This is a genomic window from Muricoccus harenae (assembly GCF_009848505.1).
Classification (GTDB): domain Bacteria; phylum Pseudomonadota; class Alphaproteobacteria; order Acetobacterales; family Acetobacteraceae; genus Roseomonas; species Roseomonas harenae.
Genome location: NZ_WWDL01000028.1, coordinates 1 through 23,913 on the forward strand (window position 1 = coordinate 1; position 23,913 = coordinate 23,913).

General features: G+C 69.4%; 21 protein-coding genes and 1 pseudogene. 14 read left to right on the forward strand and 8 right to left on the reverse strand.

The genetic code is table 11. The features are described 5' to 3' along the window. A pseudogene (locus GSE44_RS18535) lies at positions 1 to 306 on the forward strand (hypothetical protein); the annotation flags it as partial. Here GSE44_RS18535 and GSE44_RS18540 read toward each other — a convergent pair. From GSE44_RS18540 to GSE44_RS18565, 6 genes are all read right to left on the reverse strand, one after another. Next, entirely contained in the window at positions 300 to 1,103 is an 804-nt protein-coding gene (locus tag GSE44_RS18540; protein WP_159350325.1) for a creatininase family protein, read from the reverse strand. The pseudogene GSE44_RS18535 and the gene GSE44_RS18540 sit on opposite strands and share 7 nt — an antisense overlap. Continuing rightward, a complete protein-coding gene (gene ftsY, locus GSE44_RS18545; protein WP_408015121.1) occupies positions 1,100 to 2,254 on the reverse strand; it encodes a signal recognition particle-docking protein FtsY in 1,155 nt (384 codons plus the stop codon). The genes GSE44_RS18540 and ftsY overlap by 4 nt, the downstream gene beginning before the upstream one ends. Positions 2,255 to 2,567: 313 nt before the next feature. Continuing rightward, on the reverse strand, positions 2,568 to 3,398 hold the full coding sequence (dapF, locus tag GSE44_RS18550) for a diaminopimelate epimerase (RefSeq protein WP_159350326.1): 831 nt from the start codon (positions 3,396 to 3,398) through the stop codon (positions 2,568 to 2,570). 81 nt (positions 3,399 to 3,479) lie between these two features. Then, a complete protein-coding gene (locus tag GSE44_RS18555) occupies positions 3,480 to 4,019 on the reverse strand; it encodes a deoxycytidylate deaminase (RefSeq protein ID WP_159350327.1) in 540 nt (179 codons plus the stop codon). Then, positions 4,016 to 5,428, reverse strand: coding sequence for a bifunctional serine/threonine-protein kinase/universal stress protein (locus tag GSE44_RS18560; protein ID WP_159350328.1), 1,413 nt, complete (start codon positions 5,426 to 5,428; stop codon positions 4,016 to 4,018). Before GSE44_RS18560 ends, GSE44_RS18555 begins: the two co-directional genes overlap by 4 nt. An 11-nt stretch (positions 5,429 to 5,439) precedes the next feature. Further along, positions 5,440 to 6,177: a metallophosphoesterase family protein gene (locus tag GSE44_RS18565; protein ID WP_159350329.1), complete on the reverse strand. Its 738-nt coding sequence runs from the start codon at positions 6,175 to 6,177 to the stop codon at positions 5,440 to 5,442. 218 nt (positions 6,178 to 6,395) lie between these two features. On the opposite strand from GSE44_RS18565, the gene rpmI reads away from it, so the two are divergent. From rpmI to GSE44_RS18590, 5 genes are all read left to right on the forward strand, one after another. Then, positions 6,396 to 6,602 carry a 50S ribosomal protein L35 gene (rpmI, locus tag GSE44_RS18570; RefSeq protein ID WP_073132793.1) on the forward strand — a complete coding sequence of 69 codons (207 nt, stop codon included), beginning with the start codon at positions 6,396 to 6,398 and terminating at the stop codon, positions 6,600 to 6,602. A gap of 18 nt (positions 6,603 to 6,620) precedes the next feature. Next, positions 6,621 to 6,989 carry a 50S ribosomal protein L20 gene (gene rplT / locus GSE44_RS18575; protein WP_159350330.1) on the forward strand — a complete coding sequence of 123 codons (369 nt, stop codon included), beginning with the start codon at positions 6,621 to 6,623 and terminating at the stop codon, positions 6,987 to 6,989. Positions 6,990 to 7,171: 182 nt separating this feature from the next. Further along, positions 7,172 to 8,254: a phenylalanine--tRNA ligase subunit alpha gene (gene pheS / locus GSE44_RS18580; protein ID WP_159350331.1), complete on the forward strand. Its 1,083-nt coding sequence runs from the start codon at positions 7,172 to 7,174 to the stop codon at positions 8,252 to 8,254. 7 nt (positions 8,255 to 8,261) lie between these two features. After that, a complete protein-coding gene (pheT, locus tag GSE44_RS18585; RefSeq protein ID WP_159350332.1) occupies positions 8,262 to 10,757 on the forward strand; it encodes a phenylalanine--tRNA ligase subunit beta in 2,496 nt (831 codons plus the stop codon). Between the two features lie 71 nt (positions 10,758 to 10,828). Then, a complete protein-coding gene (locus GSE44_RS18590) occupies positions 10,829 to 11,407 on the forward strand; it encodes a peroxidase-related enzyme (protein ID WP_159350333.1) in 579 nt (192 codons plus the stop codon). Positions 11,408 to 11,414: 7 nt separating this feature from the next. Here GSE44_RS18590 and GSE44_RS18595 read toward each other — a convergent pair whose 3' ends face one another. Then, positions 11,415 to 12,236: a siderophore-interacting protein gene (locus GSE44_RS18595; RefSeq protein WP_235924937.1), complete on the reverse strand. Its 822-nt coding sequence runs from the start codon at positions 12,234 to 12,236 to the stop codon at positions 11,415 to 11,417. Then, positions 12,236 to 12,709, reverse strand: a complete 474-nt coding sequence (locus tag GSE44_RS18600; RefSeq protein ID WP_235924938.1) for a PadR family transcriptional regulator — start codon at positions 12,707 to 12,709, stop codon at positions 12,236 to 12,238. The genes GSE44_RS18595 and GSE44_RS18600 overlap by 1 nt, the downstream gene beginning before the upstream one ends. 295 nt (positions 12,710 to 13,004) lie before the next feature. On the opposite strand from GSE44_RS18600, the gene GSE44_RS18605 reads away from it, so the two are divergent. From GSE44_RS18605 to GSE44_RS18640, 8 genes are all read left to right on the forward strand, one after another. Next, positions 13,005 to 13,817: a potassium channel family protein gene (locus tag GSE44_RS18605; protein WP_201306136.1), complete on the forward strand. Its 813-nt coding sequence runs from the start codon at positions 13,005 to 13,007 to the stop codon at positions 13,815 to 13,817. Positions 13,818 to 13,925: 108 nt separating this feature from the next. Continuing rightward, positions 13,926 to 15,731: a translation elongation factor 4 gene (lepA, locus tag GSE44_RS18610; RefSeq protein WP_159350335.1), complete on the forward strand. Its 1,806-nt coding sequence runs from the start codon at positions 13,926 to 13,928 to the stop codon at positions 15,729 to 15,731. Between the two features lie 99 nt (positions 15,732 to 15,830). Further along, a complete protein-coding gene (locus tag GSE44_RS18615) occupies positions 15,831 to 16,826 on the forward strand; it encodes a tripartite tricarboxylate transporter substrate binding protein BugD (protein ID WP_159350336.1) in 996 nt (331 codons plus the stop codon). 111 nt (positions 16,827 to 16,937) lie between these two features. Beyond that, positions 16,938 to 17,300, forward strand: a complete 363-nt coding sequence (locus tag GSE44_RS18620; protein ID WP_159350337.1) for a response regulator — start codon at positions 16,938 to 16,940, stop codon at positions 17,298 to 17,300. A gap of 69 nt (positions 17,301 to 17,369) precedes the next feature. Further along, on the forward strand, positions 17,370 to 18,743 hold the full coding sequence (locus GSE44_RS18625; protein WP_159350338.1) for a xanthine dehydrogenase small subunit: 1,374 nt from the start codon (positions 17,370 to 17,372) through the stop codon (positions 18,741 to 18,743). Beyond that, complete coding sequence (xdhB, locus tag GSE44_RS18630) at positions 18,743 to 21,019, forward strand: xanthine dehydrogenase molybdopterin binding subunit (protein ID WP_159350339.1); 2,277 nt, start codon at positions 18,743 to 18,745, stop codon at positions 21,017 to 21,019. Before GSE44_RS18625 ends, xdhB begins: the two co-directional genes overlap by 1 nt. Positions 21,020 to 21,098: 79 nt before the next feature. After that, the gene (locus GSE44_RS18635) at positions 21,099 to 22,268 is read left to right on the forward strand and encodes an isovaleryl-CoA dehydrogenase (RefSeq protein WP_159350340.1); all 1,170 of its coding nucleotides are present in this window, start codon (positions 21,099 to 21,101) and stop codon (positions 22,266 to 22,268) included. Then, entirely contained in the window at positions 22,268 to 23,908 is a 1,641-nt protein-coding gene (locus tag GSE44_RS18640) for a carboxyl transferase domain-containing protein (protein WP_159350341.1), read from the forward strand. Before GSE44_RS18635 ends, GSE44_RS18640 begins: the two co-directional genes overlap by 1 nt. The last annotated feature ends 5 nt before the right edge of the window (positions 23,909 to 23,913 follow it).

Genomic DNA, 23,913 nt, shown 5'->3' on the forward strand with positions numbered 1-23,913 from the left:
GGTGGAGGCGGTACCATCGGTGATGGAGTCGCCGAATCCGACGATCACCCGCCTGCCGCCGAAGCGCCGCCCCTGCCGCCGCCGCCGCCGCCCCAGGCCGACATCGCGCCCATGCCGAACCGCTCCCTGGAAGCACCACGCCAGCCCTATGCGGGCGACGTCGTGCGGATCCGGCCGGAGTTCATCGAGCCTCGCCGCCTGCCCGATACCCGCGCGCAGCCCGGCAACGACTATACGGAGCGGCAGGACAGCCTGTTCCGGGATCCGGCGCCGGGTGCCCGGCTCCAGATTCCCTTCCGCTACTGAGGGGCACGCCCGGCCCGCCCGGGCGTCCAGACATCATCAGGCTTCGACCAGAGGAGCGGGTCGCGCAGGCCCCGCGCCAGGGCCTCGGCCATGGCGGCGAGGATGCGTTCGCCCTTCTCCGCCGTCGCGGCGCGCGGATCGCCCAGCACGCCTGTCCCGGGCGCCCGCTCGGCGAAGGACCAGAAGCGCTGAAAGGCGCTGCTACCGACCGAGCGGCTGCCTTCCGAAATTGCACCGGCGATCTTGTCCTGGCGGACCTGGTCAGGCGCGAGGGCGAGCCAGAGGCTCGTCTCCGCCTCGCACGCATGCCTCGTGCCGGATTGGGTCTCGAGGATTCCGGCAATGGCGGCGGCAGCCGCCTGGTGAACTGTCGCGGTCACCACCGGAATGCCCAGCTCCGCGCCCAGTTCGCGCGCGATCACCATCAGCGGCTCGACATTGCCGCCATGGGAATTGGCCAGGAACAGCTTGCGGAAGCCGCAGGCCATGACGGAGCGGGCGACGCAGGCGATCACCGCCTGCATCGTCTTGAAGTCAAGGCTGATCGTGCCGCCGAAAGGAAGGTGATGCTCGCTGATGCCCTGCCACATGGGCGGCAGGACGAGGGCGGGCGCGTCTTCCGTCACCAGCTCCGCCGCCCGGATGCAGGTGGCATGACCGATCAGACTGTCGGTCCAGACCGGCAGGTGCGGGCCGTGCTGCTCGAGCGCGGCGACGGGCAGGATCACGGCGGCATCGCGTGCCGCCCATTCGTTGATCTCGGCGGCGGTCAGCCGCTCCCAGCGGACCTCCCTCATGCCTCAAGCCCCACCAGGGAGCGTGCATAGTCCCGCGCCTCGAAAGGGCGGAGGTCGGCGGCGGATTCACCGACGCCGACGGCATGCACAGGCAGACCGAATTCCTGCGCCAGGGCCACGACGACGCCGCCCTTCGCGGAGCCGTCGAGCTTCGTCACGACCAGGCCGGTCACATCCACCATCTCGCGGAACACCTTGCACTGCTGCACGGCATTCTGGCCGGTGGTGGCGTCCAACACCAGCAGCACGGCATGGGGCACAGCCTCGTCCAGCTTGCGGAGCACGCGGACGACCTTGCGCAGCTCCTCCATCAGCCCGGCCTTGTTGTGCAGCCGCCCCGCAGTGTCGATCAGCAGGATGTCGGCGCCTTCGGCGCGGGCACGCTGCAGCGCCTCATGGGCAAGGCCGGCGGCGTCCGCCCCTTCCTTCGCCGGGGCGACGACGGTGCTGCCGGTGCGCTCGCCCCAGATCTGCAGCTGCTCCACGGCGGCGGCGCGGAAGGTGTCGCCCGCGGCCATCATCACGCGGCGGCCCTCGGCACGGTAGTTCTGGGCGAGCTTGGCGATGGTGGTGGTCTTGCCCGTGCCGTTCACGCCAACCACGAGCACGACATAGGGCTTCTTGTCCCAATCCGGGCGCAGCGGCTGGGCGACAGGGGCGAGGATGGCGGCGATCTCCTCGGCCAGCGCGCCCTTCACCTCATCCTCGCCGACCTCCTTGCCGAAGCGGGTGCGGCGGAAGCCCTCGACAATGCGCTGAGCGGCGGGAAGGCCGAGATCGGCGGTGATCAGCGTCTCCTCCAGCTCCTCCAGCGCCGCCTCGTCCAGGCGGCGCTTGCGAAACAGGCCGGTGAGGTTTTCGGTCAGACGGGCGGTGGAACGGGACAGGCCCGCTTTCAGGCGGGAGAAGAAGCCGCCGGCCGGGGCAGGCTCAGGAGCGGCCGGTACCACATCCGGCAGGTCCGGTGCGGAGCGCGGCTCCTCGCGGAAGGTCGCGGGCGCGGAGGGCTCCACGGGCGGTGGCTCGGGCGGCGTCGGCAGGGCAACCCGAAGATCGCCCGCGTCCGGCTCCTCCGGGATGCCGGGCATGACGGGCCCGGGCGTGCGAGGGAAGTCACCCTCCTCGGCCGGAATGGAGGGTGCGCCGGGCATGGAGAAGCCTGGAACGGGGGAAATTTTGGGCAGGAGGTGGTCAGGCTGCCGCGCCTGGATGGGGGGCGGCGAGAGTGGGGGATCGCCCGTGCCCGGGTCAGGCTCCGGGACCTGCGCCGGCGGCTCGGGTTCGCGGACAGGAGCCGGCTCCTCCCGGGGCGGCGGCGCGATGGGCGGGGCTTCGGGCTCGCGCGCGGGTGGAGGAGGCGCCTCGGGCTCGGGCGTGGTGGCGCGGCCGGTCAGCCGGCCCCAGAGGTCCTTCAGCGCCATCGCTCATCCTCTCTCGTCAGGCTTTCTCGTCGCGGGCGGCGCATCACGCCGGGAAGGCGTCGAGGTCGATCATGCCGGTGAAGGCGGTCGCGGTGGGGCCCGACATCAGCAGATGCCCGTCATCGCGCCAGGCGATTCGCAGGTCACCGCCCGGGAGCGACACGGTGGCCTCGCGGGCGGAGAGCCCCCGGCGTGCGGCATTCACCAGGGCGGCGCAGGCGCCGGTGCCGCAGGCGAGGGTCAGGCCCGCTCCGCGCTCCCACACCACCAGGCGCAGATGGTCCGGCGCCAGAACCTGCACGAAGCCGATATTGGCGCGCTCCGGGAAGAGGGGGGCGTGCTCCAGCAGCGGACCGATGCGGGGGATGTCCAGCGCGTCCAGCTCGGGCACGAAAAAGGTGGCGTGCGGGTTGCCCATGGAGCAGGCGGCGGGGTCGGAGACACCATCGGCGGAAAGCGGCAGGTGCAGCGTATCCATCTCCCGGGCCAACGGCACCTCGCGCCAGCCCAACCTGGCGGGGCCCATATCGACGCGGATGCTGCCGTCCGGCAGGCGCTCGGCGGGCAGGTCGCCGGCGATGGTGCGGATGGCGACGGCGCCGGAGGCAGCCTCAGTCATCATCAGCTCGGCCACGCAGCGGGTCGCATTGCCGCAGGCGCCGGCCTCGGAGCCGTCGGGGTTGCGGATGCGCATGAACACATCGGCACCGTCCGTGCCGGGCTCCATCACGATGAACTGGTCGCAGCCGATGCCGGTGCGGCGGTCCGCGATGGCGGCGGCGCGGGTGGGGGTGATGGGCAGTGGCGCGGCGCGGGCGTCCAGCACGACAAAGTCGTTACCGAGGCCGTGCATCTTGCGGAAAGGGATGATCATCGCGCCGTCGATATAGGCGTCGCAGCGCCGCGCCGGAAGCGGCCAGGGCTGCGCGGGGATGCTCCGGCGTGCATGGTCCGCCTATCCGGCGGGTGTCGGCGTCGGGTCGAGCGTCGTCGCGGCGCCGGCCTCGCCGGGCATCAGCGTGGCGAGGAGGTCTTCCGGAACCGGGTCGAAGCGCAGCCCGGCCTCGGTGAAGAGTCGCGCCGAGATATGGCCGCGCCGGTCCCATTCGGAGCGCGTGCCGTTGCGCGGTGGCGCCGCCACCACGCGGCGGATGCCGGCTTGGATCGAGAGTACGGCGCAGTGATTGCAGACGGGCTTGCCCACGACATACAGGGTGCAGCCCCGCGCCTCCCGGCCAGCGAAGAGCAGCGCCGACTGCTCGGCATGCACCATCATCTCGAGCTTGGTGGGCTTGTCGGACAGGCGGTCGACGTCGTCCTCCACCCGGCTGGGGAAGCCGTTGAAGCCGGTGGCGACGATGCGGTTCAGCTCCGGTGCCACCAGCACGGCGCCGACGCGGCCGCGCGGGTCCTTGGACCACTGCCGGATATGCGCGGCCAGGCCGAGATAGCGCCGATCCCAGCGGCCGAGGCCGGTGTCCTGCTCCTGATTCATGCCGCCTGCTCCCGCGCGCGCACCACGGTGACGCTGCAGGGCGCCTTCGCCGCCACTTCGCCCGAGACCGAGCCCAGCATGGTCCGCAGCATCGAATTCGCCCGCGCGCCCATCACAACATGGTCCACCCCGTTCGCCACGGCATAGTCGAGCAGCGCATCGGCGGCATTGGAACCCTCCAGCACATGAAAGGTGATGCGGCCTTCCTCCAGCCCCAGAGGCGCGGCCCAGTGGCGCAACTCCGCCTGTCGCTGGACGCGGGCGGAGCGGCCTTCCTCGTCCAGCGGGGCATCGCCGGTCAGGGTGCCGGTCAGCAGCACGTTCAGGCAGGCCACCCGCGCGCCCGGCAGGGTACGGAGGACATTGCTGACGCTGGCGCGGAGCGCCTCGGCAAGGGGCGCGGTCTGCTCGCGAAGGTCCACAGCGACGGCGATGATCGGCGCCGCATGGGCAGTGGCGGCTGTGCGGGCACGGCGCGGCGAGCGATCGAGGTTCACGCGGCGCTCCAGCACCCGCAACCAGCTGTCGCGCCGGAGCTTCGTGGCGCGGGGCGTCAGCCGCACGGAATCGGGATTGCGCAGGTCGAAGGCGAGTTGTGCGGCGGTGGGGTGGCGGCGGGCCGGCTCCACCTCCAGGCAGCGGAGGATGGTCTCCTGCATCCAGGGCGGGCAATCCGGGCGCAGGCGGCGGGGCGGCACCGGATCGCGCCACAGGCGCTTGCGGACGCCGCTCAGCATCAGCGGCTCGCCGAAGGGGAGGACGCCGGTGACGAACTGGTAGAGCAGCACGCCCAGGGCGAAGAGGTCGCTGCGCGGCTCGTCCCGCTGCCCCATGGCCTGCTCGGGGGCCATATAGGGCGCGGTGCCGTAGGGGATGTGGAACTCCTCCTCGATGAGGTCCGGCAGGTGTCCGTGATGGGAAAGGCCGAAATCCACCAGCACCGCATCGCCGCGCAGCCCGTCCGGGGTGGGGCGGAACAGGATGTTGGCGGGCTTCACATCGAGATGGGAGACGCGCTGGCGGTGCAGTGCGGCCAGGGCGAGCGCGACCTTGGCGCCGATCGCCGCCACCTCCTCCACCGGCAGCGGCAGCTCACGGAGGCGGATCAGGAGGGAGGGGCCCGGAATCCGCTCCATCGCCAGATAGGGCTGCGGCGCCTCGAAGCCTGCCGCCGCGATGAAGCCCGGGACATGCGGGCCGGTCAGCCGAGGCAGGATCATCTGCTCCATTTCGAAGGAGACAATCTCGGCCCGGTCCCCCAGATCGATGAAGGGGAGCTTCACCAGCAGCGGAAAGGGATGGTCTGGGTGGGTCGCCTCGAAGATTGCCGACATGCCGCCCTCGTGCAGCCTGGCGCCGAGGGTGAAGCCATCCAGCCTGTCGCCCTGGCGCGGGCGCCGATGGGCCATCACGCGCGGTCTCAACTGCCAGTGAAAAGGCGGGTGGCGAGGCTTGCCGGCAGCCCCGCGCGGCGGATCTTGGCCGCTGCGGTCTCCACGTCATAGGGCACGCGCATCCAGCGGAGTTCCGATGTCCCAGGGTCCAGCAGCGCGTAGCAGGCGGAGGGATCACCGTCCCGGGGCTGACCGACGGCGCCCATCACGGCAAGCCAGCGGCGGGCGGGAGCGAGCGGCACCGGGGAGTCGGGGGCGGGGGTGAAGGCGGTGCACTTGTCCGTCGCGGTCAGGCCGAAGAGGCGCGGGACATGGACATGGCCGCAGATCGTCAGCCGCGCCGGGGTGGCCTCCAGGCTGCGGCGCGCTTCCTCGGCGCTGAAAACATAATGCCAATCCTCGGGCGCGGAGGCGTCAGCATGGACGTAGAGGCGGTCCTCCTCAGCATATTCGAGAGGGAGGGTCTTCAGGAAATCGGCGGCATCCGGGCTGAGCTGCTCGCGGGTCCAGGCCATCGCCTCCCCGGCGCGGCCGTGCAGGGCGGTGCCGCGGCGGAACACCGCCTCATCGTGGTTGCCGAGGATGGCGACGGCGCCGTCGGCGATACGGGCCATGACGGTGCGGAGGCACCAGGCGGGATCGGCGCCATATCCGACATAGTCGCCGAGGAAGACATAGCGTGTCGCGCCCGCGCGGTCGGCGTGGTCCAGGCAGGCCGAGAGGGCCTCGCGGTTGGCATGGATGTCGGAGAGGAAGGCAATCATCTCGGCGGCATCCTGGCGCGAATGAGGGGTGGAACGCCAGGATCGGCACAACCCTTGCCCCGCCCTCCCCCATCGCCTATACCGCGCCCCTCCACGCGCACCGGGCTTCTCTGGGCTGCCCGGCCGTGGTCCCGGCCCCCGCCGCATGGTGCGGCCTGTTCCCGAAAGGGGACGGCGCAAGGTGGGGCCGTCCATCCCCCGACCATGAGGAGGACCAAATGCCCAAGATGAAGACGACGTCTTCGGCCAAGAAGCGCTTCAAGATCACGGCCACCGGCAAGGTTCTCGCCGGCCCGGGCAAGAAGCGCCACAACCTCTCCGCCCGTTCGCAGAAGGTGAAGCGCCAGAACCGCGGCAATCAGGTGCTGCGCGATCAGGACGCCAAGACCGTCATGCAGTGGCTGCCCTACGGCCTGCCCCGGTAAGCGAGAGGAGACAAATCAATGGCTCGTGTTAAGCGCGGCGTAACCGCCCACGCCCGTCACAAGAAGGTCCTCAAGCTCGCCAAGGGCTATGTGGGTCGTTCCTCCACCGCCTTCCGCCCGGCTCTCGAGCGGGTCGAGAAGGCGCTGCAGTACGCCTACCGCGACCGCCGCAACAAGAAGCGCGACTTCCGTGGCCTGTGGATCCAGCGCATCAACGCTGCCTGCCGCGAGAACGGGATCGTCTATTCCCGCTTCATCGCCGGCCTGAAGGCCGCGGGGATCGAGCTGGACCGCAAGGTGCTGGCCGCGATCGCCTATGACGATGCCACGTCCTTTGCGGCCCTCGTCGAGAAGGCCAAGGCGTCCCTCCCGGCCCAGAACGCCTGAGTCGAGCGTCCCGCCGCAAGGCGGGGCCCATCATGGCGGCCCGCGAGGGTCGCCACCGAAACGCCGGGGGCCGCTCCCGCCAGGATAATCCTGGCGGCGCGGCCTTCGTCATATCAGGCCCGGCCGCAGGACCGATCCGGTCCGCCATGCGGTCCCCGCCAGGATCAGGATCAGGTTCGGGAATGGCTGACGATCTCGACATGCTGCGCGCCGACATCGAGGCGGCGATGGCCGGTGCGGAGGACCTGCGCGCGCTGGACGCCGTGCGCGTCGCCGCCCTCGGCAAGAGCGGCCAGGTCACCGGGTTGCTGAAGGGCCTCGGCGCCCTGCCGCCGGAGGAGCGTCGCGCCCGTGGCGCCGAGGTGAACGTGCTCAAGGGCGAGATCGAGCGCGCCCTTGAGAACCGACGCGTGACACTGGAGGCCTTCGCCCTCGATGCGAGGCTGGCGGCCGAGCGGATGGACGTGTCCCTCCCCCCGCGTCCCTTTGCGCCCACCGGGCCCGAGGCTGGCAGCATCCACCCGATCTCCCGCACCATGGAGGAGCTGATCGCGCTCTTTGGCGCAATGGGATTCGCCGTGGCCGAGGGGCCGGATATCGAGGGTGACTGGCACAACTTCTCCGCCCTCAACATTCCCGAGCATCACCCGGCCCGGCAGGACCACGACACCTTTTATCTGACCCCGCCGGAGGGTGGCCGCCGGCCCGTGCTGCGCACCCACACCAGCCCCGTGCAGATCCGCACCATGCTGACTCAGGAGCCGCCGATCCGCGTGATCGTGCCCGGCCGCACCTGGCGCGCCGACCATGACGCGACGCATTCCCCGATGTTCCATCAGGTCGAGGGGCTGGTGATCGGCCGCGACATCCATATGGGCCATTTGAAGGGCACGCTGATCGACTTCCTGCGCGCCTTCTTCGGCATCGCCGACCTGCCGGTGCGCTTCCGCAGCAGCTACTTCCCCTTCACTGAGCCCTCCATGGAGGTCGATATCGGCTGGAGCCGGAAGACGGGCGAGTTGGGGCAAGGCGGCGACTGGCTGGAGATCCTCGGCAGCGGCATGGTGCATCCCAAGGTACTGGCCAATTGCGGGCTGGATCCCCGGGTGTGGCAGGGCTTTGCCTTCGGCATGGGGATCGAGCGCATCACCATGCTGAATCATGGCATTCCCGACCTGCGGCCCTTCTACGAGGCCGACCTCCGCTGGCTGCGGCATTACGCCACCAGCCCGCTTTCCCCCTTCACCCTGCACGACGCGGCCTGAGGCGACGATGAAGTTCACCCTCTCCTGGCTGCGCGACCATCTGGACACGGATGCGTCGCTCGAGACCATCCTGGCCACGCTCAACACCATCGGGCTTGAGGTGGAGGGCGTGGAGGACCGCGCCGCCGCCCTCGCGCCCTTCCGCATCGCCCATGTGCTCGAGGCGGAGCAGCATCCGAATGCCGATCGCCTGCGGGCGCTGAAGGTGGATGTGGGCGACGGCACCATCCGCTCCGTTGTCTGTGGTGCGCCGAATGCGCGCGCTGGGATGAAGGCCGTGGCGGCGCTGCCGGGCTCCTTCGTGCCGGGCACTGGCATCACGCTGAAGGCCGGCGAGATCCGCGGCGTGAAGAGCGAGGCGATGCTCCTCTCCAGCCGCGAGATGGGCCTCGGTGACGACCACAGCGGCATCGTGGACCTGCCTGAGGACGCGCCGCTCGGCATGCCCTATGCCGAATGGGCCGGGCTCGGCGACCCCGTGATCGAGATCAGCGTCACCCCCAACCGCGGCGATGCGCTCGCCGTGCGCGGCGTGGCGCGCGACCTGGCGGCCGCCGGGATCGGCACGCTGAAACCCTGGAAGCCGGAGCCGGTGGCACCCGCTTATCCGACGCCGCTGGATTGGGTGATCGAGGATCCGCGCGCCTGCATCCAGGTGCTGGGCCGCGCGGTGCGGGGCGTGACGAATGGCCCCTCGCCCAAGTGGCTGCAGGACCGGCTGGCGGCGATCGGGCTGCGCCCGATCAACACGCTGGTCGATGTGACCAATTACTTCACCTTCGATCTCGGCCGCCCGCTGCACGTCTTTGACGTGGCGAAGGTGAAGGGGCGCACCCTCACCATGCGCCTCGGCCGCGAGGGCGACGAGTACGAGGCGCTGAACGGCAAGACCTACCGCCCGACGCCCGAGGACATCGTCATCACCGATGCGGCCGGGGTGGAAAGCTTGGCGGCCATCGTTGGCGGCGAGTCGACGGGCTGCGACGAGAACACGCGCGAGGTCTTCGTTGAATGCGCGCTGTTCGATCCGGTGCGGATCGCCCTCACCGGCCGCCGCCACCAGGTGCATAGCGATGCGCGCGCGCGCAACGAGCGCGGGCTGGACCCGGCGGCGCAGCGCGACATGCTCGAAGCCGCGACGCGGATGATCATCGAGCTTTGTGGCGGCGAGGCGAGCACGATCTCCGAAGCCGGGGCGGAACCCGCTTGGCAGCGCGAGGCCACGCTGCGCTTCGAGCGTATTGCGGGGCTCGGCGGCTCCTCCATCCCGGCGGAACGCGCCGTGGCTTCGCTGGAGAAGCTGGGCTTCGTGGTGAAGGCGAAGGATGCGGCCGAGGTGACGGTCGCGGTACCGTCCTGGCGGAATGACGTGGCCTCTTCCCGCTCCACCTACCGTGCTGGCGGCACGGAGTTGACCCAGGAGCCGGGGATCGACCCGGCCCGTGCCAAGGCGGCCGCCGAGGGAGTCGAGGCGGTCGAGGCCGAGTGCGATCTGCTGGAGGAAGTGCTGCGGCTGGAGGGGCTGGATGCCATTCCCTCCGTCTCCCTGCCCGTCGGCAGTCCGCTTCCCCTGCCCTCCCTCACCCCGCGCCAGAGCCGCGCGGCCCTGGCGCGGCGTGTGCTGGCCTCGCGCGGGCTGGCCGAGGCCGTCACCTTCGGCTTCACCGCACGAGACACCGCGGCGCTGTTCGGGGCGGTGCCGGAGGCATTGCGGGTGGAGAACCCGATCGCCGCCGACCTGGACCAGATGCGGCCGAGCCCCGTCGCGACCCTGCTGCAAGCCGCCGGGCGCAACGCGGCGCGGGGCTATCCGGATGTGTCGCTCTTTGAGATCGGCGCCTCCTATGTCGCGCCGACGCCGGAGGGGCAGCTTGCCACTGCCGCCGGGCTGCGGCTGGGGCAGACGCCACGCCACTGGGATGTGAAGCCGCGTGCGGTGGATGCGCTGGATGCCAAGGGCGATGCGCTCACGGTGCTGCTGGCGCTGGGCGTCTCACCGGCCGCGCTGACGGTCACGACCGACGCGCCGGCGCATTACCACCCGGGCCGTTCCGGAATCCTGCGCAGCGGGCCGAAGCTGCCGCTCGCGCGCTTCGGCGAGCTGCATCCGCGCGTGCTCTCCGCCCTCGGCATCGACGGACCGGCCGTTGCCTTCGAGGTGCTGCTGGATTCCATCCCCGAGCCGAAGCGGAAGAAGAAGTCTGCGCCTGACCTGCCGGCCTTCCAGCCGGTCCGCCGCGATCTGGCCTTCCTCGTGGATCGGGAGGTGCAGGCCGATGCGCTGCTGCGCGCCGCGCGCAATGCCGAGCGGAACCTCATCGCCGAGGTTTCGCTGTTCGACCGCTATGCGGGCGAGCGGTTGCCGGAGGGCAAGGTTTCGCTGGCGCTGGAAGTGGTGCTGCAGCCGCGCGAGCGGACGTTGACGGATGCGGAGATTGAGGCGGCCGTCGCCAAGGTGGTCGCGGCCGTCGCCAAGGCGACCGGGGCGACGCTGCGGGGCTGACCAGTACGGCCCTGAGGGTCTAGCGTGAGGAGGCGCCCGCTCCGGAGGGCGCCCACCACACGGAAATGCCCATGGCCAAAGACGCCCCCCGCCCCTTCCGCTACCCTGTGCCGGAGTTGGGCACGCTGCCGGAGGACATCCGCGAGCGTATCCTGGCGGTGCAGGAGAAGGCGGGCTTCGTGCCCAATGTCTTCCTGCTGCTGGCCCGCCGCCCGGAGGAGTTCCGCGCCTTCGTGGCCTATCACGACGCGCTCATGGAGAAGCGCGAGGGGCTGACGGCGGCCGAGCGCGAGATGATCGTGGTGGCCGTCTCCGCCGCGCATTCCTGCCAGTACTGCGTGGTCGCGCATGGTGCGATCCTGCGCGTGCGGGCGAAGGACTCGTTGGTTGCCGATCTGGTGGCGACCAATTATCGCAAGGCTGGGCTGCCGCCGCGCCAGCGGGCAATGCTCGACTATGCGCTGAAGGTGGCCACCCAGTCGCACCTGGTGGGGGACGAGGACCACGAGGGGCTTGCCAAGGCTGGCTTCACCGAGGACGAGGCCTGGGACATCGGCGCCATCGCCGCCTTCTTCTCCATGTCCAACCGCTTGGCGAATGCGACCGACCTGCGGCCGAACACGGAGTTCCACATGCTCGGCCGCAAGTAGGGCTTGCTCAGTCCTCGACCGTGTTGTGCGAGGCGATGGCGCCGCGGCGCCAGTAGCCGGCGGCCTTCACCCGTTCCTTCGGCAGGCCGTGGCGATCCAGCAGGACGCGGCGCAGGCGGCGCGCCACGTCCGACTCGCAGGCGACCCAGGCATCGCCCCCGCCGCTCGGCAGGGTCAGCGCCTCGACGGCCGCCACCAACCGGTCCGGCGATCCGGGCGCAGCGCCGTTGCGGTCAAGCCAGACCAGCTCGATTCCCGGGCGTGACGGAAGCTCCTGGCGTTCGCCCGCGTCGGCCACCTCGATCACCGCGGTGATCCGCGCCGTCCCGGGCAGTTCCTCCAGCCGGCGGGAGATGGCGGGAAGCCCCGTCTCGTCCGCCACCAGCAGGTACCAGTCGAGGTCGTCCGGCAGGATGAAGGAGCCGCGCGGACCGCCCACGCCGAGCTTCTGGCCGGGTGTGGCTTGCTCGGCCCATTCGGTGGCCGGGCCAGCCTCATGCAGGGCGAAGTCAATCTCCAACTCTCCGCGCGCGGCATCGTGACGGCGCGGCGTGTAGTCTCGCGCGGCGGGACGCGGCGCCCCCTCGGGGAAGACCGGGCCATTCGGGCCCAGTTCGGGCAGGGTCGGCTCCGCCTCGCCCGGCGAGGGGAAGAAGAGCTTCACATGGTCGTCGAAGGAGGCGCTGGTGAAGCCTTCCAGGTCGGGTCCCGCCAGCGTCACGCGCAGCATGCGGGGCGTGATCCGGGTTACGCGCCGCACCTCCAAGATCCGGCGGCGCAGCTCGTGCCGCACGCGTCGGCCGAGGCGGCCCTCCATCATCTCCGCCATCAGACGCGCTCCACCCGCACGGCCGCCTCGTCGATCAGGGTGACGATCCGCTGCAGCTGCTCCTCCGAAAGCGAACCACGGGTGAGGCGGAGCCGCAGGGCCATCTTCAGGTTGTGCATGGCCCGCACCGCCTGCAGCGCCGCGCCCCCCGGGCGCGCGCCGGCGGCGGCTTCCATACGGGCGAAGAGCGCGTCGATCCCGGCCTTGCCCTCGGCCAGCACCCGCTCCCCCTCAGGGGTGACCGCGTAGAGCTTGCGGCCGCCCTCGGTGCTGGCGACCTCGATATGACCAAGCTCCTCCAGCAAGGTGAGGGTCGGGTAGACGACGCCGGGGCTGGGCGAATAGGCGCCCGCCAGCCGCTCCTCGATGGCCTTGATGAGCTCATAGCCATGCCGGGGGCGCTCGGCGATCAGGCGCAGGATCACCAGGCGCAGGTCGCCACTCTCGAAGAAGCGGCCGCCCCTCCCACCCATGTGGTGCCCGAATCGGGGTCCTCCGCGGTGGAAGCGGCGCCTCTCGTGGTTACAATGGTGGTCGCGGAAGGCATGGAACATCGGCGTTCTCTGGAGCACTATCGATATATCGAAGTTTAGATATATCTAAACCCTTCCGAGTCAAGTGCCTCCTGTAGCCTTGGTGGTGGCGGATGGCGGCGTTATCCCAGTCGCCATGCGGCAACAGACCGTTTCTTCATGAGGCCGGCAGCATGATTGATTGTCTCATTCTATCCTGCGCCCGGCCCCGGCGGCCCGGCCGGCACCTTGCCGCGTGAAGACGCCCCAGCCCGCCAGGCTGCAAGCAGCGCCCGCAACCCTTCCGGCCGATCGCCGCCTGTTCCGGGAGCTCTATTTCAGGGATACGCCGCGCGCGGTGCGCTTCCGCTACGGACTGCTGCTGCTCGATGCGGTGACCGTGCTGTTCATCATCGGCACCTCCTTCCTCGAGCGGACCGTGGCGGTGGAGATTGCGGATACGCTGCTCGGGCTTGTCCTGCTGGCCGAGTTCGTGGCCCGGGTTCGGGCCGGGCCACGTCCGCTGCGCGAACTCGCCCATCCGGCGACCATCGCGGATGCGGTGGCCATCATCTGCTTCCTCATCCCCGCCCTCGGGGCCGCTGCGGGCTTCCTACGCGCGTTGCGGGTGATCCGGTTGCTCCGCTCACAGAGGCTCCTGGCGCGGCTCCGGCGGGACTTTCCGACCTTCCAGCGCAACGAGGACACCGTGGTCGCGGGTGCGGACCTGATGGTGTTCATCTTCATCATGACCGGGTTGGTCTATGAGACGCAGTACCGCTCTAACCCGCAGATCGGCGACTATGCCGACGCGCTCTATTTCACCGTCACCGCCCTCACCACCACCGGATTCGGGGACATCACCCTGCCGGGCCGGGGCGGCCGCCTGCTGACGGTGGTGATCATGTTCTGCGGTGTCACGCTGTTCCTGCGCCTGGCGCAGTCGCTGTTCCGCCCGGCGAAGGTTCGCTTCCCCTGTCCGCGCTGCGGTTTGCAGCGCCACGAGCCGGATGCCGTGCATTGCAAGGCCTGCGGCGAGGTCCTGAGTATCCCCGACGAAGGGAGCTGAGCCGGCCGGCGGCGCGACCGCGCTTGGCCCCGGGGCGTCCCTGCCCTATCTGGAGGCTGAGACGCCCCAGATTGGCCGGGGCCTGCCCCGCCCACGGCCCGGAATCACATGACCGACACCCCGCTCGACCGCATCCGCAACTTCTCGATCATCGCCCATATCGATCATGGGAAGTCCACGCTGGCCGATCGCCTGATCCAGACCACCGGCGGCCTCACCGCCCGGGAGATGACGGAGCAGGTGCTGGACAACATGGATATCGAGAAGGAGCGCGGCATCACCATCAAGGCGCAGACCGTGCGCCTGGATTATCGCGCCAAGGACGGCCAGGACTATGTCCTGAACCTGATGGACACGCCTGGCCACGTCGACTTCGCCTATGAGGTTTCGCGCAGCCTTGCCGCCTGCGAGGGCTCGTTGCTGGTGGTGGACGCCTCCCAGGGGGTCGAGGCGCAAACCTTGGCCAATGTCTACCAGGCGCTGGATGCGGGGCATGAGATCGTCCCCATCCTGAACAAGGTGGACCTGCCGGCGGCCGAGCCGGACCGGGTGAAGCAGCAGATCGAGGATGTGATCGGCCTTCCCTCCGACGACGCTGTGATGATCTCCGCCAAGACTGGCCTCAATATCGAGGGCGTGCTGGAGGCCATCGTCACCCGACTGCCCCCGCCCAAGGGCGACGCGGCCGCCCCCACCAAGGCGCTGCTGGTGGACAGCTGGTACGACCCGTATCTCGGCGTGGTCATCCTCGTGCGCGTGAAGGACGGCCATCTCCGCAAGGGCCAGAAGATCCGCATGATGGCCGGCGGCACTTCCCACGTTATCGAGCAGGTCGGCGTCTTCCGCCCGAAGATGCAGACGGTGGAATCGCTCGGCCCGGGCGAGATGGGCTATATCAACGCCGCGATCAAAACCGTCGCCGACACGAATGTGGGCGACACGATCACGGACGACCGCAATCCTGCCGCCGAGGCGCTGCCGGGCTTCAAGCCCTCCATCCCCGTGGTATGGTGCGGCCTCTACCCCGTGGACGCCGACGACTTCGAGAAGCTGCGCGACAGCCTGGCGAAGCTGCGGCTGAACGATGCCTCCTTCCACTTCGAGGCAGAGAGCAGCGCCGCGCTCGGCTTCGGTTATCGCTGCGGCTTCCTCGGGCTGCTGCACCTCGAGATCATCCAGGAGCGCCTGTCGCGCGAGTTCGACCTGGACCTGATCGCGACGGCGCCGAGCGTCGTCTACAAGCTGAAGATGACCAACGGCACCGAGCGGGAGCTGCACAACCCGGCCGACATGCCCGACGTCGTCTCGATCGAGAGCATCCAGGAGCCCTGGATCAAGGCGACGATCTTCGTGCCCGACGAGTATCTCGGCAACATCCTGACCCTGTGCAGCGAGCGACGCGGGCAGCAGGTGGAGCTGACCTATGTCGGCAGCCGGGCCATGGCCGTGTACCGCCTTCCGCTGAACGAGGTGGTGTTCGACTTTTATGACCGCCTGAAGTCCATCTCGCGCGGCTACGCCTCCTTCGACTACCAGATGGACGGCTATGAGGAGGGCGATCTGGTGAAGATCGGCATCCTCGTGAACAACGAGCCGGTGGATGCCCTTTCCTTCATGGCGCACCGCTCCCAGGCGGAGCGCCGGGGCCGCTCGATCTGCGAGAAGCTGAAGGACCTGATCCCCCGCCAGCTCTTCAAGATCCCCATCCAGGCGGCGATCGGCGGGCGCGTGATTGCGCGCGAGACGATCGGCGCCATGTCCAAGGACGTGACGGCCAAGTGTTACGGCGGCGATATCAGCCGCAAGCGGAAGCTCCTGGACAAGCAGAAGGAAGGCAAGAAGCGGATGCGGCAGTTCGGCAAGGTCGAAATTCCGCAGAGCGCCTTCATCGCTGCTCTCAAGATGGATTCCTGATGCACGGGCGGAGCCGGGCGTAACAACCCGCCTCCGCAATCGCTTGACAGGCACCATCCTTTCTTGCGACCGGCGGTTCAGGAACGGGAGTCCACGTCCATGCAAAATATCACCCGCCGCCGTGCGCTCGCCCTGGGGGTTGCCCTCGCGGCACCGGCCCTGATCCCCGGCTTCGCCTGGGCGCAGGCCGCCTACCCGAACAGGCCGATCACCATCATCGTACCCTTCGCCGCCGGCGGCCCGACTGATGTGGTCACGCGCCTGGCGGCCGAGGTGATGGCGCGCGATCTGGGCCAGCCCGTCGTGGTGGAGAATGTCGGCGGCGCTGGCGGCACGCTGGGCGCCCAGCGCGTGGCCCAGGCCCGGCCGGACGGCTACACCCTGCTGCTGCACCATATCGGGATGGGCACCACCCCTTCCCTCTACCGTCGCCTTGCGTATGACGCGGTCAACGGCTTCGAGCCCATCGGGCTCGTCACCGAAGTGCCGATGACCATCATCGCGAAGAAGGACTTTCCGGCGAACAACCTGGCCGAGCTGATCCAGGTGATGCGCGAGCGCAAGCAGGACATCAACCTGGCCAATGCCGGTGTCGGCGCCGCCTCCCACATCTGTGGCCTGCTCCTGCAATCGGCGGTGCAGACGCAGGTGACCACCGTGCCGTATCGCGGCACCGGCCCGGCCATGACCGACCTGATCGGCGGCACCGTCGATCTCATGTGCGACCAGACCACGAACACGACCCAGCAGATCAATTCGGGCGCCGTAAAGGCCTATGCGGTGACCACCGCGACGCGCAACGCCGCCCTGCCGAATCTGCCAACCGCTGCCGAGGCCGGGCTTCCAGGCTTCGAGGTTTCGGTCTGGCACGGTCTCTACGCGCCTAAGGGCACGGATTCGGCCATCGTGAACCGCCTCTCCCGCGCCCTGCAGGTCGCGCTGCGGGATGAGCGGCTGGTGGCACGCTTCGCCGAGCTGGGCACTGCCCCGGTGACCCAGGAGCAGGCGACTCCGGAATACCACCGCCGCTATTGGCAAGCCGACATCGCGAAGTGGCGGCCGATCATCCAGGCGGCTGGCCAATACGCCGACTGATCCGCAAGATGGAACACGGCCGCCCTTGACAGTCGGGCGGCCGGGCGCCACCCCGTCATGGCTTGGCGGGCCCTGCCCCGCCGGGCGTCCGGACGAATGGAGAGTGTCTGCATGCCGAGCCTGGCAGGGCGACGTGTTCTGGTGGTCGAGGATGAGACCCTGGTGGCCATGCTTGTGGAGGACACGCTGGTGGACGCCGGTGTCGTCGTCCTCGGGCCCGTGGCGACGGTGTCGGAGTCGCTCGCGCTGCTCGAGAAGGAGCGGCCGGACCTCGCCGTGCTGGACCTGAACCTAGCCGGCGAAACCTCGGAGCCCGTGGCCGAGGCGCTGATCAGGATGGGCGTGCCCTTCGTCGTGGCCTCCGGCTATGGCGCGGCCGGGCTGCCGCAGCGGCTCGCCAGCGCACCTGTGCTGGCCAAGCCCTATGCGCCCGAGGATCTGACGGCTGCACTCGCCCGCCTTCCCGTGACCTGATCCGCGGGGGCTCTTTCCCAGCCCTGCCGAGTGGCTGCCCCCGGGCGCGGAGCTTGCTAGGCTCCGCCCATGACCACCGGTCCCATCGCCTTCACCCTGAACGGCACGCCGCGTCGGCTGCCGCCAGACACTTCGCCCAGCATGACGCTGCTGGATTGGCTGCGCGGCCCTGCTGCCCTGGTAGGGACGAAGGAGGGCTGCGCCGAAGGTGATTGCGGCGCCTGCACCGTGGTGCTCGAAGAGGCGGACGGTGCCCGCGTGCCGGTCAATTCCTGCCTCGCGCTGCTTGGGCAGGTGCATGGCCGCTGCATCAGAACGGTGGAAGGGCTGCGCGGCCCCGATGGCGGCGCCCATCCGGTGCAGCGCGCCTTGGCTGAGGCCGATGCCACCCAATGCGGCTTTTGCACCCCGGGTATCGTCATGACCGGCTGGGCCCATGCGAGGGAGGGCGGCGACGTTCATGACGCGCTCGCCGGAAACCTCTGCCGCTGCACGGGCTACCGACCCATCGTCGAGGCTTTTGGTGCGCTGCAGGATGATGGGGCTGCGTCCCCTGCCCCACCCTCCGCGCCCGCCACGCGACTGGAGGCGCCCGGGCAGGTCTTCCACCGCCCCGCGAGCTTGGACGAGTTGCTCACCCTTCGTGCCGCGCATCCCTCGGCCTGGCTACTGTCGGGCGGCACCGATCTCGGCCTGCGCGTGTCGGAGCGGCGGGAGGTGCCGGCCGAAGTGATCTGCCTCTCCGACGTGCCAGAGCTGAACTGCCTGGAGGCAACTGGGGACGGGATCCGCCTGGGGGCCGCGGCCAGCTATCGCCGCCTTCTGGCGGCCTGCGAGGCTGATACCGGCTTCGCGCCGCTGGCGGCGCTGCTGCGGCGGCTTGGATCGCGGCAGATCCGAGGGATGGGGACCGTGGGGGGCAATCTCGGCACGGCATCGCCCATCGGGGATGCGCTGCCGCCGCTGGTGGCGCTCGGCGCCTCGTTGCGGGTGGAGGGGCTGGTAGGGCTTCGCGAGATGGCGGTGGAGGATTTTCTCACCGGCTACCGGATCAATGCGCTGCGCCCCGGCGAGGTGATCCGCGACCTCTTCATCCCTCGCCCACCGGCCGGGTCGCTCTTCGCGGCCGAAAAGCTGTCGAAGCGGCCGGACCAGGACATCACGACGGTCGGCATTTCAGCAGTGGTTCGCTTCGACGGCACGCGTGTTGTCGGGGCGCGGATTGCGCTGGGCGGCACCGGGCCGCGCGTGGAACGCTGCGCGCCCGCCGAGGCCGCATTGGTGGGGCAGCCCTGGACTCGTGAAACGGTGGAGATCGCCGCGGCGGCCCTGGAGGCGGCCATAACGCCCCTGTCGGACTGGCGCGGCAGCGCGGAGTACCGCCGGATTGCGGCCGGCAATCTGCTGCGCCGTCTCTGGCACCGCCATCCGGAGGCCGCGTGATGGGCGCCCCGCCCCGCCACACCGGACCTGGTGCCGCACTTCGCCAGGACAGCGCCCTGAAGCACGCGACCGGCGAGGCGCGCTTCGCCGACGACATTCCCGAGCCACCTGGGATGCTGCACGCAGCGCTCGTCCTCTCGCCGGTCGCGCATGGGCGGCTGGCGCCAGTCGACCTCTCGCCCGCCTTTGCCCTTCCGGGCGTGGTCGCAGCGCTCGGACCGGGCGACATTCCCGGGCGCAATGACATCGCCCAGCCGAAGCGCGGCCAGGAGCACATGCTGGCCGAAGGGCTGGTGGAATATTGGGGGCAACCCCTGGCGATCGTCGTCGCGGAGACGCGGGATGCGGCGTTGGCTGGCGCTGCGGCCGTCCGTCCGTCCATCGAGGCGCTGCGGCCCGTTCTTTCGGTCGAGGAGGCGCTGGAGGCCGAGGCCTTCCTCCTGCCGCCGATGGTGCTGGCGCGCGGCGACACGCGCGCCGCGCTGACGGCTGCGCCCCGCCGCCTCTCCGGCAGCTTCCAGGCGGGTGGACAGGAGCATTTTTATCTGGAGGGGCAGATCGCCCTGGCCGTACCGGGGGAGGATAGGGACCTCACAATCCACTCCTCCACACAGCACCCGACCGAGGTGCAGCATGTCGCGGCACGCATCCTCGGTTGCGATCAGAACCGGATTTCGGTTCAGGTGCGGCGGCTGGGCGGGGGCTTCGGCGGGAAGGAGAGTAATGCCTCCTGGGTGGCCGCCTGCGCGGCGCTGGCTGCGCGGCGCACCGGGCGGCCGGTGAAGCTACGGCTCGGGCGCAAGCAGGACATCGCGGCCACGGGCAAGCGCCATCCCATGCTGTTCCGCTGGGAGGCTGGCTTCGATGACAGCGGCCGCATCCTGGCGCTGGACGCGGTGCTGGCGGCGGATGGCGGACACAGCGTCGATCTCTCGCCCGGCGTGGTGTTCCGCGCCGTGACACATGCGCTGAATTGCTTGGACGTACCCGACGTGACGATCACGGGCATCGCCTGCAAGACGAACACGGTCAGCAATACCGCCTTCCGTGGCTTCGGCGGGCCGCAAGGCGTGCTGCTGATGGAGGATGTGACACGCCAGGTCGGCCGTGCGCTGGGCGTGCCGCAGGAGGTGGTGCGGGAGCGCAACCTGGCTGGCGGGGAGAATGACGCCCTCACCCCCTATGGCCAGGCGTTGGAGGGCGACCTGATCCGCCGCGTCTGGGCGGAGTGCCGCGAAGGATCCGAATGGGAGCGGCGTCGCGCAGAGGTGGACTCCTTCAACGCGCGCTCCGAGGTGTTGCGGCGCGGCTTGGGAAGCTTCGTGCTGGCCTTCGGAATTTCCTTCGGCGTCATGTCGATGAACCAGGCGGGCGCCTTGGTGCATGTCTATGAGGATGGCTCGATCCGGCTGAACCATGGCGGTACCGAGATGGGGCAAGGGCTGTTCATCAAGATCGCCCAGGTGGTCGCAGGCGTCTTCGGGGTGCCGGTGGAGCGGGTCCGCATCACTGCCACCAGCACCGCCGAGGTTCCGAACACCGCCCCTACCGCAGCCAGCACGGGCTCTGACCTGAACGGTTGGGCCGCGCAGATCGCCGCCACCACCATCCGCACGCGAATGGCCGAGTTGGCTGCCGCCGAGTGGGGCGTGCGGCCGGAGGAGGTGACGTTCGAGGCGGAGGAGGTCTTCGCCGGGAACCATCGCATGGGGTTTCCCGAACTGGCGCATCGCTGCGTGCAGGCGCGGGTCTCGCTCTCCTCCACCGGCTTCTACAAAACGCCGGACATCCACTGGGATCCGGCAGCGTTGCGTGGCGAGCCCTTCTTCTACTTCTCCTACGGCGCCGCGGTAGCGGAGGTAGAGCTCGACCTGCTGACGGGCGAGCACCGGCTGTTGCGCGCCGATCTGGTGCAAGATTGCGGACGCTCCCTGAACCCGGCGGTGGACCTGGGGCAGATCGAGGGGGCTTTCGTGCAGGGGCTGGGCTGGCTGACCTGCGAGGAGTTGTGGTGGGACGAAGAGGGCCGGCTGCGGACCCTCGGCCCCTCCACCTACAAGATCCCGGGCTCGCGCGACGTTCCGCCGGTTTTCAACGTCCGGCTGCTGGAGGGGGCGCCGGCCCGGGCGGAGACGGTGTTCCGCTCCAAGGCGGTGGGGGAACCGCCCGTGATGCTAGCGACCGCCGTCTGGAACGCGCTGCGGGATGCGGCGGGGCCTGCGCGGCTGGACCTGCCGGCCACGCCGGAGCGGCTGCTCATGGCTGCGCGAGGATAACCTCGCCACGCTTGCGGGCCGGGCCCCCGGACCATACCGTTCCATGAGCCCGCCGGTCGAGCAGGGCTGAGGGAACGGCATGAGCAACAGCTTCCGTGGACTCGATTTCGGCCTCGGCGAGACGGCCGATGCCCTGCGCGAGCAGGTGGCCGCCTTCTCCGCCGACGAGATTGCGCCGCGCGCCGCCGAGATCGACCGCGACAACGAGTTCCCGATGGACCTGTGGCGGAAGTTCGGGGAGCTGGGGCTGCTCGGCATCACCGCGCCGGAGGAATATGGCGGCGCGGGCATGGGCTATCTCGAGCATTGCGTTGCGATGGAGGAGGTGAGCCGCGCATCGGCCAGTGTCGGGTTGTCCTATGGCGCGCATTCCAATCTCTGCGTGAACCAGATCACCCGGAACGGCGACGAGGCGCAGCGGCGCCGTTACCTGCCGCGGCTGGTCAGCGGCGAGCATGTCGGCGCACTGGCGATGAGCGAGCCGAACGCCGGGTCCGATGTAGTGGGAATGCGGACGCGTGCGGAGCGAAAGGGCGACCGCTACGTGCTCAACGGAAACAAGATGTGGATCACCAACGGGCCGGATGCCGATGTGCTGGTGGTCTATGCCAAGACCGATCCCGATGCCGGGCCACGCGGCATCACCGCCTTCCTGATCGAGAAGGGTTTCAAGGGATTTTCCACCGCGCAGAAGCTGGACAAGTTGGGCATGCGCGGTTCGAACACCTGCGAACTGGTCTTTGAGGATTGCGAGGTGCCGGCGGAGAACGTGCTCGGCGCCGAGGGACGCGGCGTGAACGTGCTGATGAGCGGGCTAGACTACGAACGCGCGGTGCTCGCGGCCGGGCCGATCGGCATCATGCAGGCCTGCATGGATGTGGTGATGCCCTATGTTCATGACCGCAAGCAGTTCGGCAAGCCCATCGGCGAGTTCCAGCTGATGCAGGGCAAGATTGCCGACATGTACACGGTGATGAATGCCGCGAAGTCCTATGTGTACACGGTGGCGAAGGCCTGCGATCGGGGACAGACCACGCGCAAGGATGCGGCAGGTGCGATCCTCTATGCCGCCGAGAAGGCGACCTGGATGGCGCTGGAGGCGATTCAGGCCCTGGGTGGCAACGGCTACATCAATGACTACCCGACGGGGCGCCTGTTGCGGGACGCGAAGCTCTATGAAATCGGCGCCGGGACGAGCGAAATCCGGCGCATGCTGATCGGACGCGAACTCTTCGCCGAGACCCTGTGATGTCGGTCCTGTCGACGGCCTTGGATGTGCGCTCGCCTGAGTATGGGGAGAATGCATCGCGGATGTGCGCCCTGGTGGATGACCTTCGGGTGCAGGCGGAGCGTGTTCGGGAGGGGGGTGGTTTGGTGGCGCGGGAGCGTCATCTCGCGCGGGGCAAGTTGTTGCCGCGGGATCGCATCCGCACGCTGATCGATGTCGCCTCGCCCTTTCTGGAGATCGGGCAGTTGGCGGCGCATGGGTTGTATGGTGGCGACGTGCCCTCGGCGGGCATCATCACCGGCATCGGGCGGGTCTCGGGCCGCGAGTGCATGATCGTGGCCAATGATGCGACGGTCAAAGGCGGCACCTATTTCCCGCTCACCGTGAAGAAGCATCTGCGCGCCCAGGAGATCGCTGAGCAGAACCGCCTGCCCTGCCTCTATCTGGTGGATTCAGGGGGCGCCAACCTGCCTAGCCAGGACGAGGTTTTTCCCGACCGCGACCATTTCGGCCGCATCTTCTTCAACCAGGCCAACATGTCGGCCAAGGGCATCCCGCAGATCGCGGTGGTGATGGGCAGTTGCACCGCGGGTGGCGCCTACGTGCCCGCCATGTCGGACCAGAGCGTGATCGTGCGCGGCCAGGGCACCATCTTCCTCGCCGGCCCCCCGCTCGTGAAGGCCGCAACCGGCGAGGTGGTCTCGGCCGAGGATCTGGGGGGGGCCGAGGTGCATTCGCGCATCTCGGGGGTGACCGACCACCTGGCCGAGAACGACGCCCAGGCGCTCGGCATCGCGCGGCGGATCGTGGCCGGGCTCAACAGCCGCAAGCCCGCCTCGCTCGACCTTGCGGCCCCGCGCCCGCCCCTACACGACCCGCGCGAGATCCACGGGCTGATCCCGGCCGATCTGCGCGAGCCCTATGATGTGCGCGAGGTGATCGCCCGCCTTGTCGATGGCTCCGAGTTCGACGAGTTCAAGCCGCTCTACGGGCCGACGCTCGTCACGGGCTTTGCGCGGCTGCATGGCTATCCGGTGGGCATCATCGCCAACAACGGCGTGCTCTTCTCGGAATCCGCCCAGAAGGGCGCGCATTTCATCGAGCTCTGCTGCCAGCGCGGCATTCCGCTGGTCTTCCTGCAGAACATCACCGGCTTCATGGTGGGGCGCAAATACGAGAGCGGCGGCATCGCCAAGGATGGCGCCAAGATGGTCACCGCGGTCGCCACCGCCACGGTGCCCAAGTTCACGGTGGTCATCGGCGGCAGCTTCGGGGCCGGCAATTACGGCATGTGCGGGCGCGCCTATTCGCCACGCTTCCTCTTCATGTGGCCCAATGCCCGGATCGGCGTCATGGGCGGCGAGCAGGCGGCCTCCGTCCTCTCGACGCTGCGGCGCGACGCCATGGAGGCCAAGGGTGGCCAATGGAGCGCCGAGGAGGAGGAGGCCTTCAAGGCTCCGCTCCGCGAGCAGTACGAGACCCAAGGCCACCCCTATTACGCCAGCGCCCGCCTCTGGGACGACGGCATCATCGATCCCGCCGATACCCGCACCGTGCTGGCGCTGGCCCTCTCGGCCGCGCTGAACGCGCCGGTGGAGGGCTGGGCCGACGGGTCCTCCTCCGCCCCCTCCCCGCGCCGCTTTGGCCTGTTCCGGATGTGACCCGC

Excerpts from the sequence above, each read along its gene's own strand:
- GSE44_RS18540 (WP_159350325.1), bottom strand. The coding sequence starts at position 1,103 with ATGAGGGAGGTCCGCTGGGAGCGGCTGACCGCCGCCGAGATCAACGAA.
- ftsY (WP_408015121.1), bottom strand. The coding sequence starts at position 2,254 with ATGCCCGGCGCACCCTCCATTCCGGCCGAGGAGGGTGACTTCCCTCGC.
- dapF (WP_159350326.1), bottom strand. The coding sequence starts at position 3,398 with ATGATCATCCCTTTCCGCAAGATGCACGGCCTCGGTAACGACTTTGTC.
- GSE44_RS18555 (WP_159350327.1), bottom strand. The coding sequence starts at position 4,019 with ATGAATCAGGAGCAGGACACCGGCCTCGGCCGCTGGGATCGGCGCTAT.
- GSE44_RS18560 (WP_159350328.1), bottom strand. The coding sequence starts at position 5,428 with ATGGCCCATCGGCGCCCGCGCCAGGGCGACAGGCTGGATGGCTTCACC.
- GSE44_RS18565 (WP_159350329.1), bottom strand. The coding sequence starts at position 6,177 with ATGATTGCCTTCCTCTCCGACATCCATGCCAACCGCGAGGCCCTCTCG.
- rpmI (WP_073132793.1), top strand. The coding sequence starts at position 6,396 with ATGCCCAAGATGAAGACGACGTCTTCGGCCAAGAAGCGCTTCAAGATC.
- rplT (WP_159350330.1), top strand. The coding sequence starts at position 6,621 with ATGGCTCGTGTTAAGCGCGGCGTAACCGCCCACGCCCGTCACAAGAAG.
- pheS (WP_159350331.1), top strand. The coding sequence starts at position 7,172 with ATGGCTGACGATCTCGACATGCTGCGCGCCGACATCGAGGCGGCGATG.
- pheT (WP_159350332.1), top strand. The coding sequence starts at position 8,262 with ATGAAGTTCACCCTCTCCTGGCTGCGCGACCATCTGGACACGGATGCG.
- GSE44_RS18590 (WP_159350333.1), top strand. The coding sequence starts at position 10,829 with ATGGCCAAAGACGCCCCCCGCCCCTTCCGCTACCCTGTGCCGGAGTTG.
- GSE44_RS18595 (WP_235924937.1), bottom strand. The coding sequence starts at position 12,236 with ATGGCGGAGATGATGGAGGGCCGCCTCGGCCGACGCGTGCGGCACGAG.
- GSE44_RS18600 (WP_235924938.1), bottom strand. The coding sequence starts at position 12,709 with ATGGGTGGGAGGGGCGGCCGCTTCTTCGAGAGTGGCGACCTGCGCCTG.
- lepA (WP_159350335.1), top strand. The coding sequence starts at position 13,926 with ATGACCGACACCCCGCTCGACCGCATCCGCAACTTCTCGATCATCGCC.
- GSE44_RS18615 (WP_159350336.1), top strand. The coding sequence starts at position 15,831 with ATGCAAAATATCACCCGCCGCCGTGCGCTCGCCCTGGGGGTTGCCCTC.
- GSE44_RS18620 (WP_159350337.1), top strand. The coding sequence starts at position 16,938 with ATGCCGAGCCTGGCAGGGCGACGTGTTCTGGTGGTCGAGGATGAGACC.
- GSE44_RS18625 (WP_159350338.1), top strand. The coding sequence starts at position 17,370 with ATGACCACCGGTCCCATCGCCTTCACCCTGAACGGCACGCCGCGTCGG.
- xdhB (WP_159350339.1), top strand. The coding sequence starts at position 18,743 with ATGGGCGCCCCGCCCCGCCACACCGGACCTGGTGCCGCACTTCGCCAG.
- GSE44_RS18635 (WP_159350340.1), top strand. The coding sequence starts at position 21,099 with ATGAGCAACAGCTTCCGTGGACTCGATTTCGGCCTCGGCGAGACGGCC.
- GSE44_RS18640 (WP_159350341.1), top strand. The coding sequence starts at position 22,268 with ATGTCGGTCCTGTCGACGGCCTTGGATGTGCGCTCGCCTGAGTATGGG.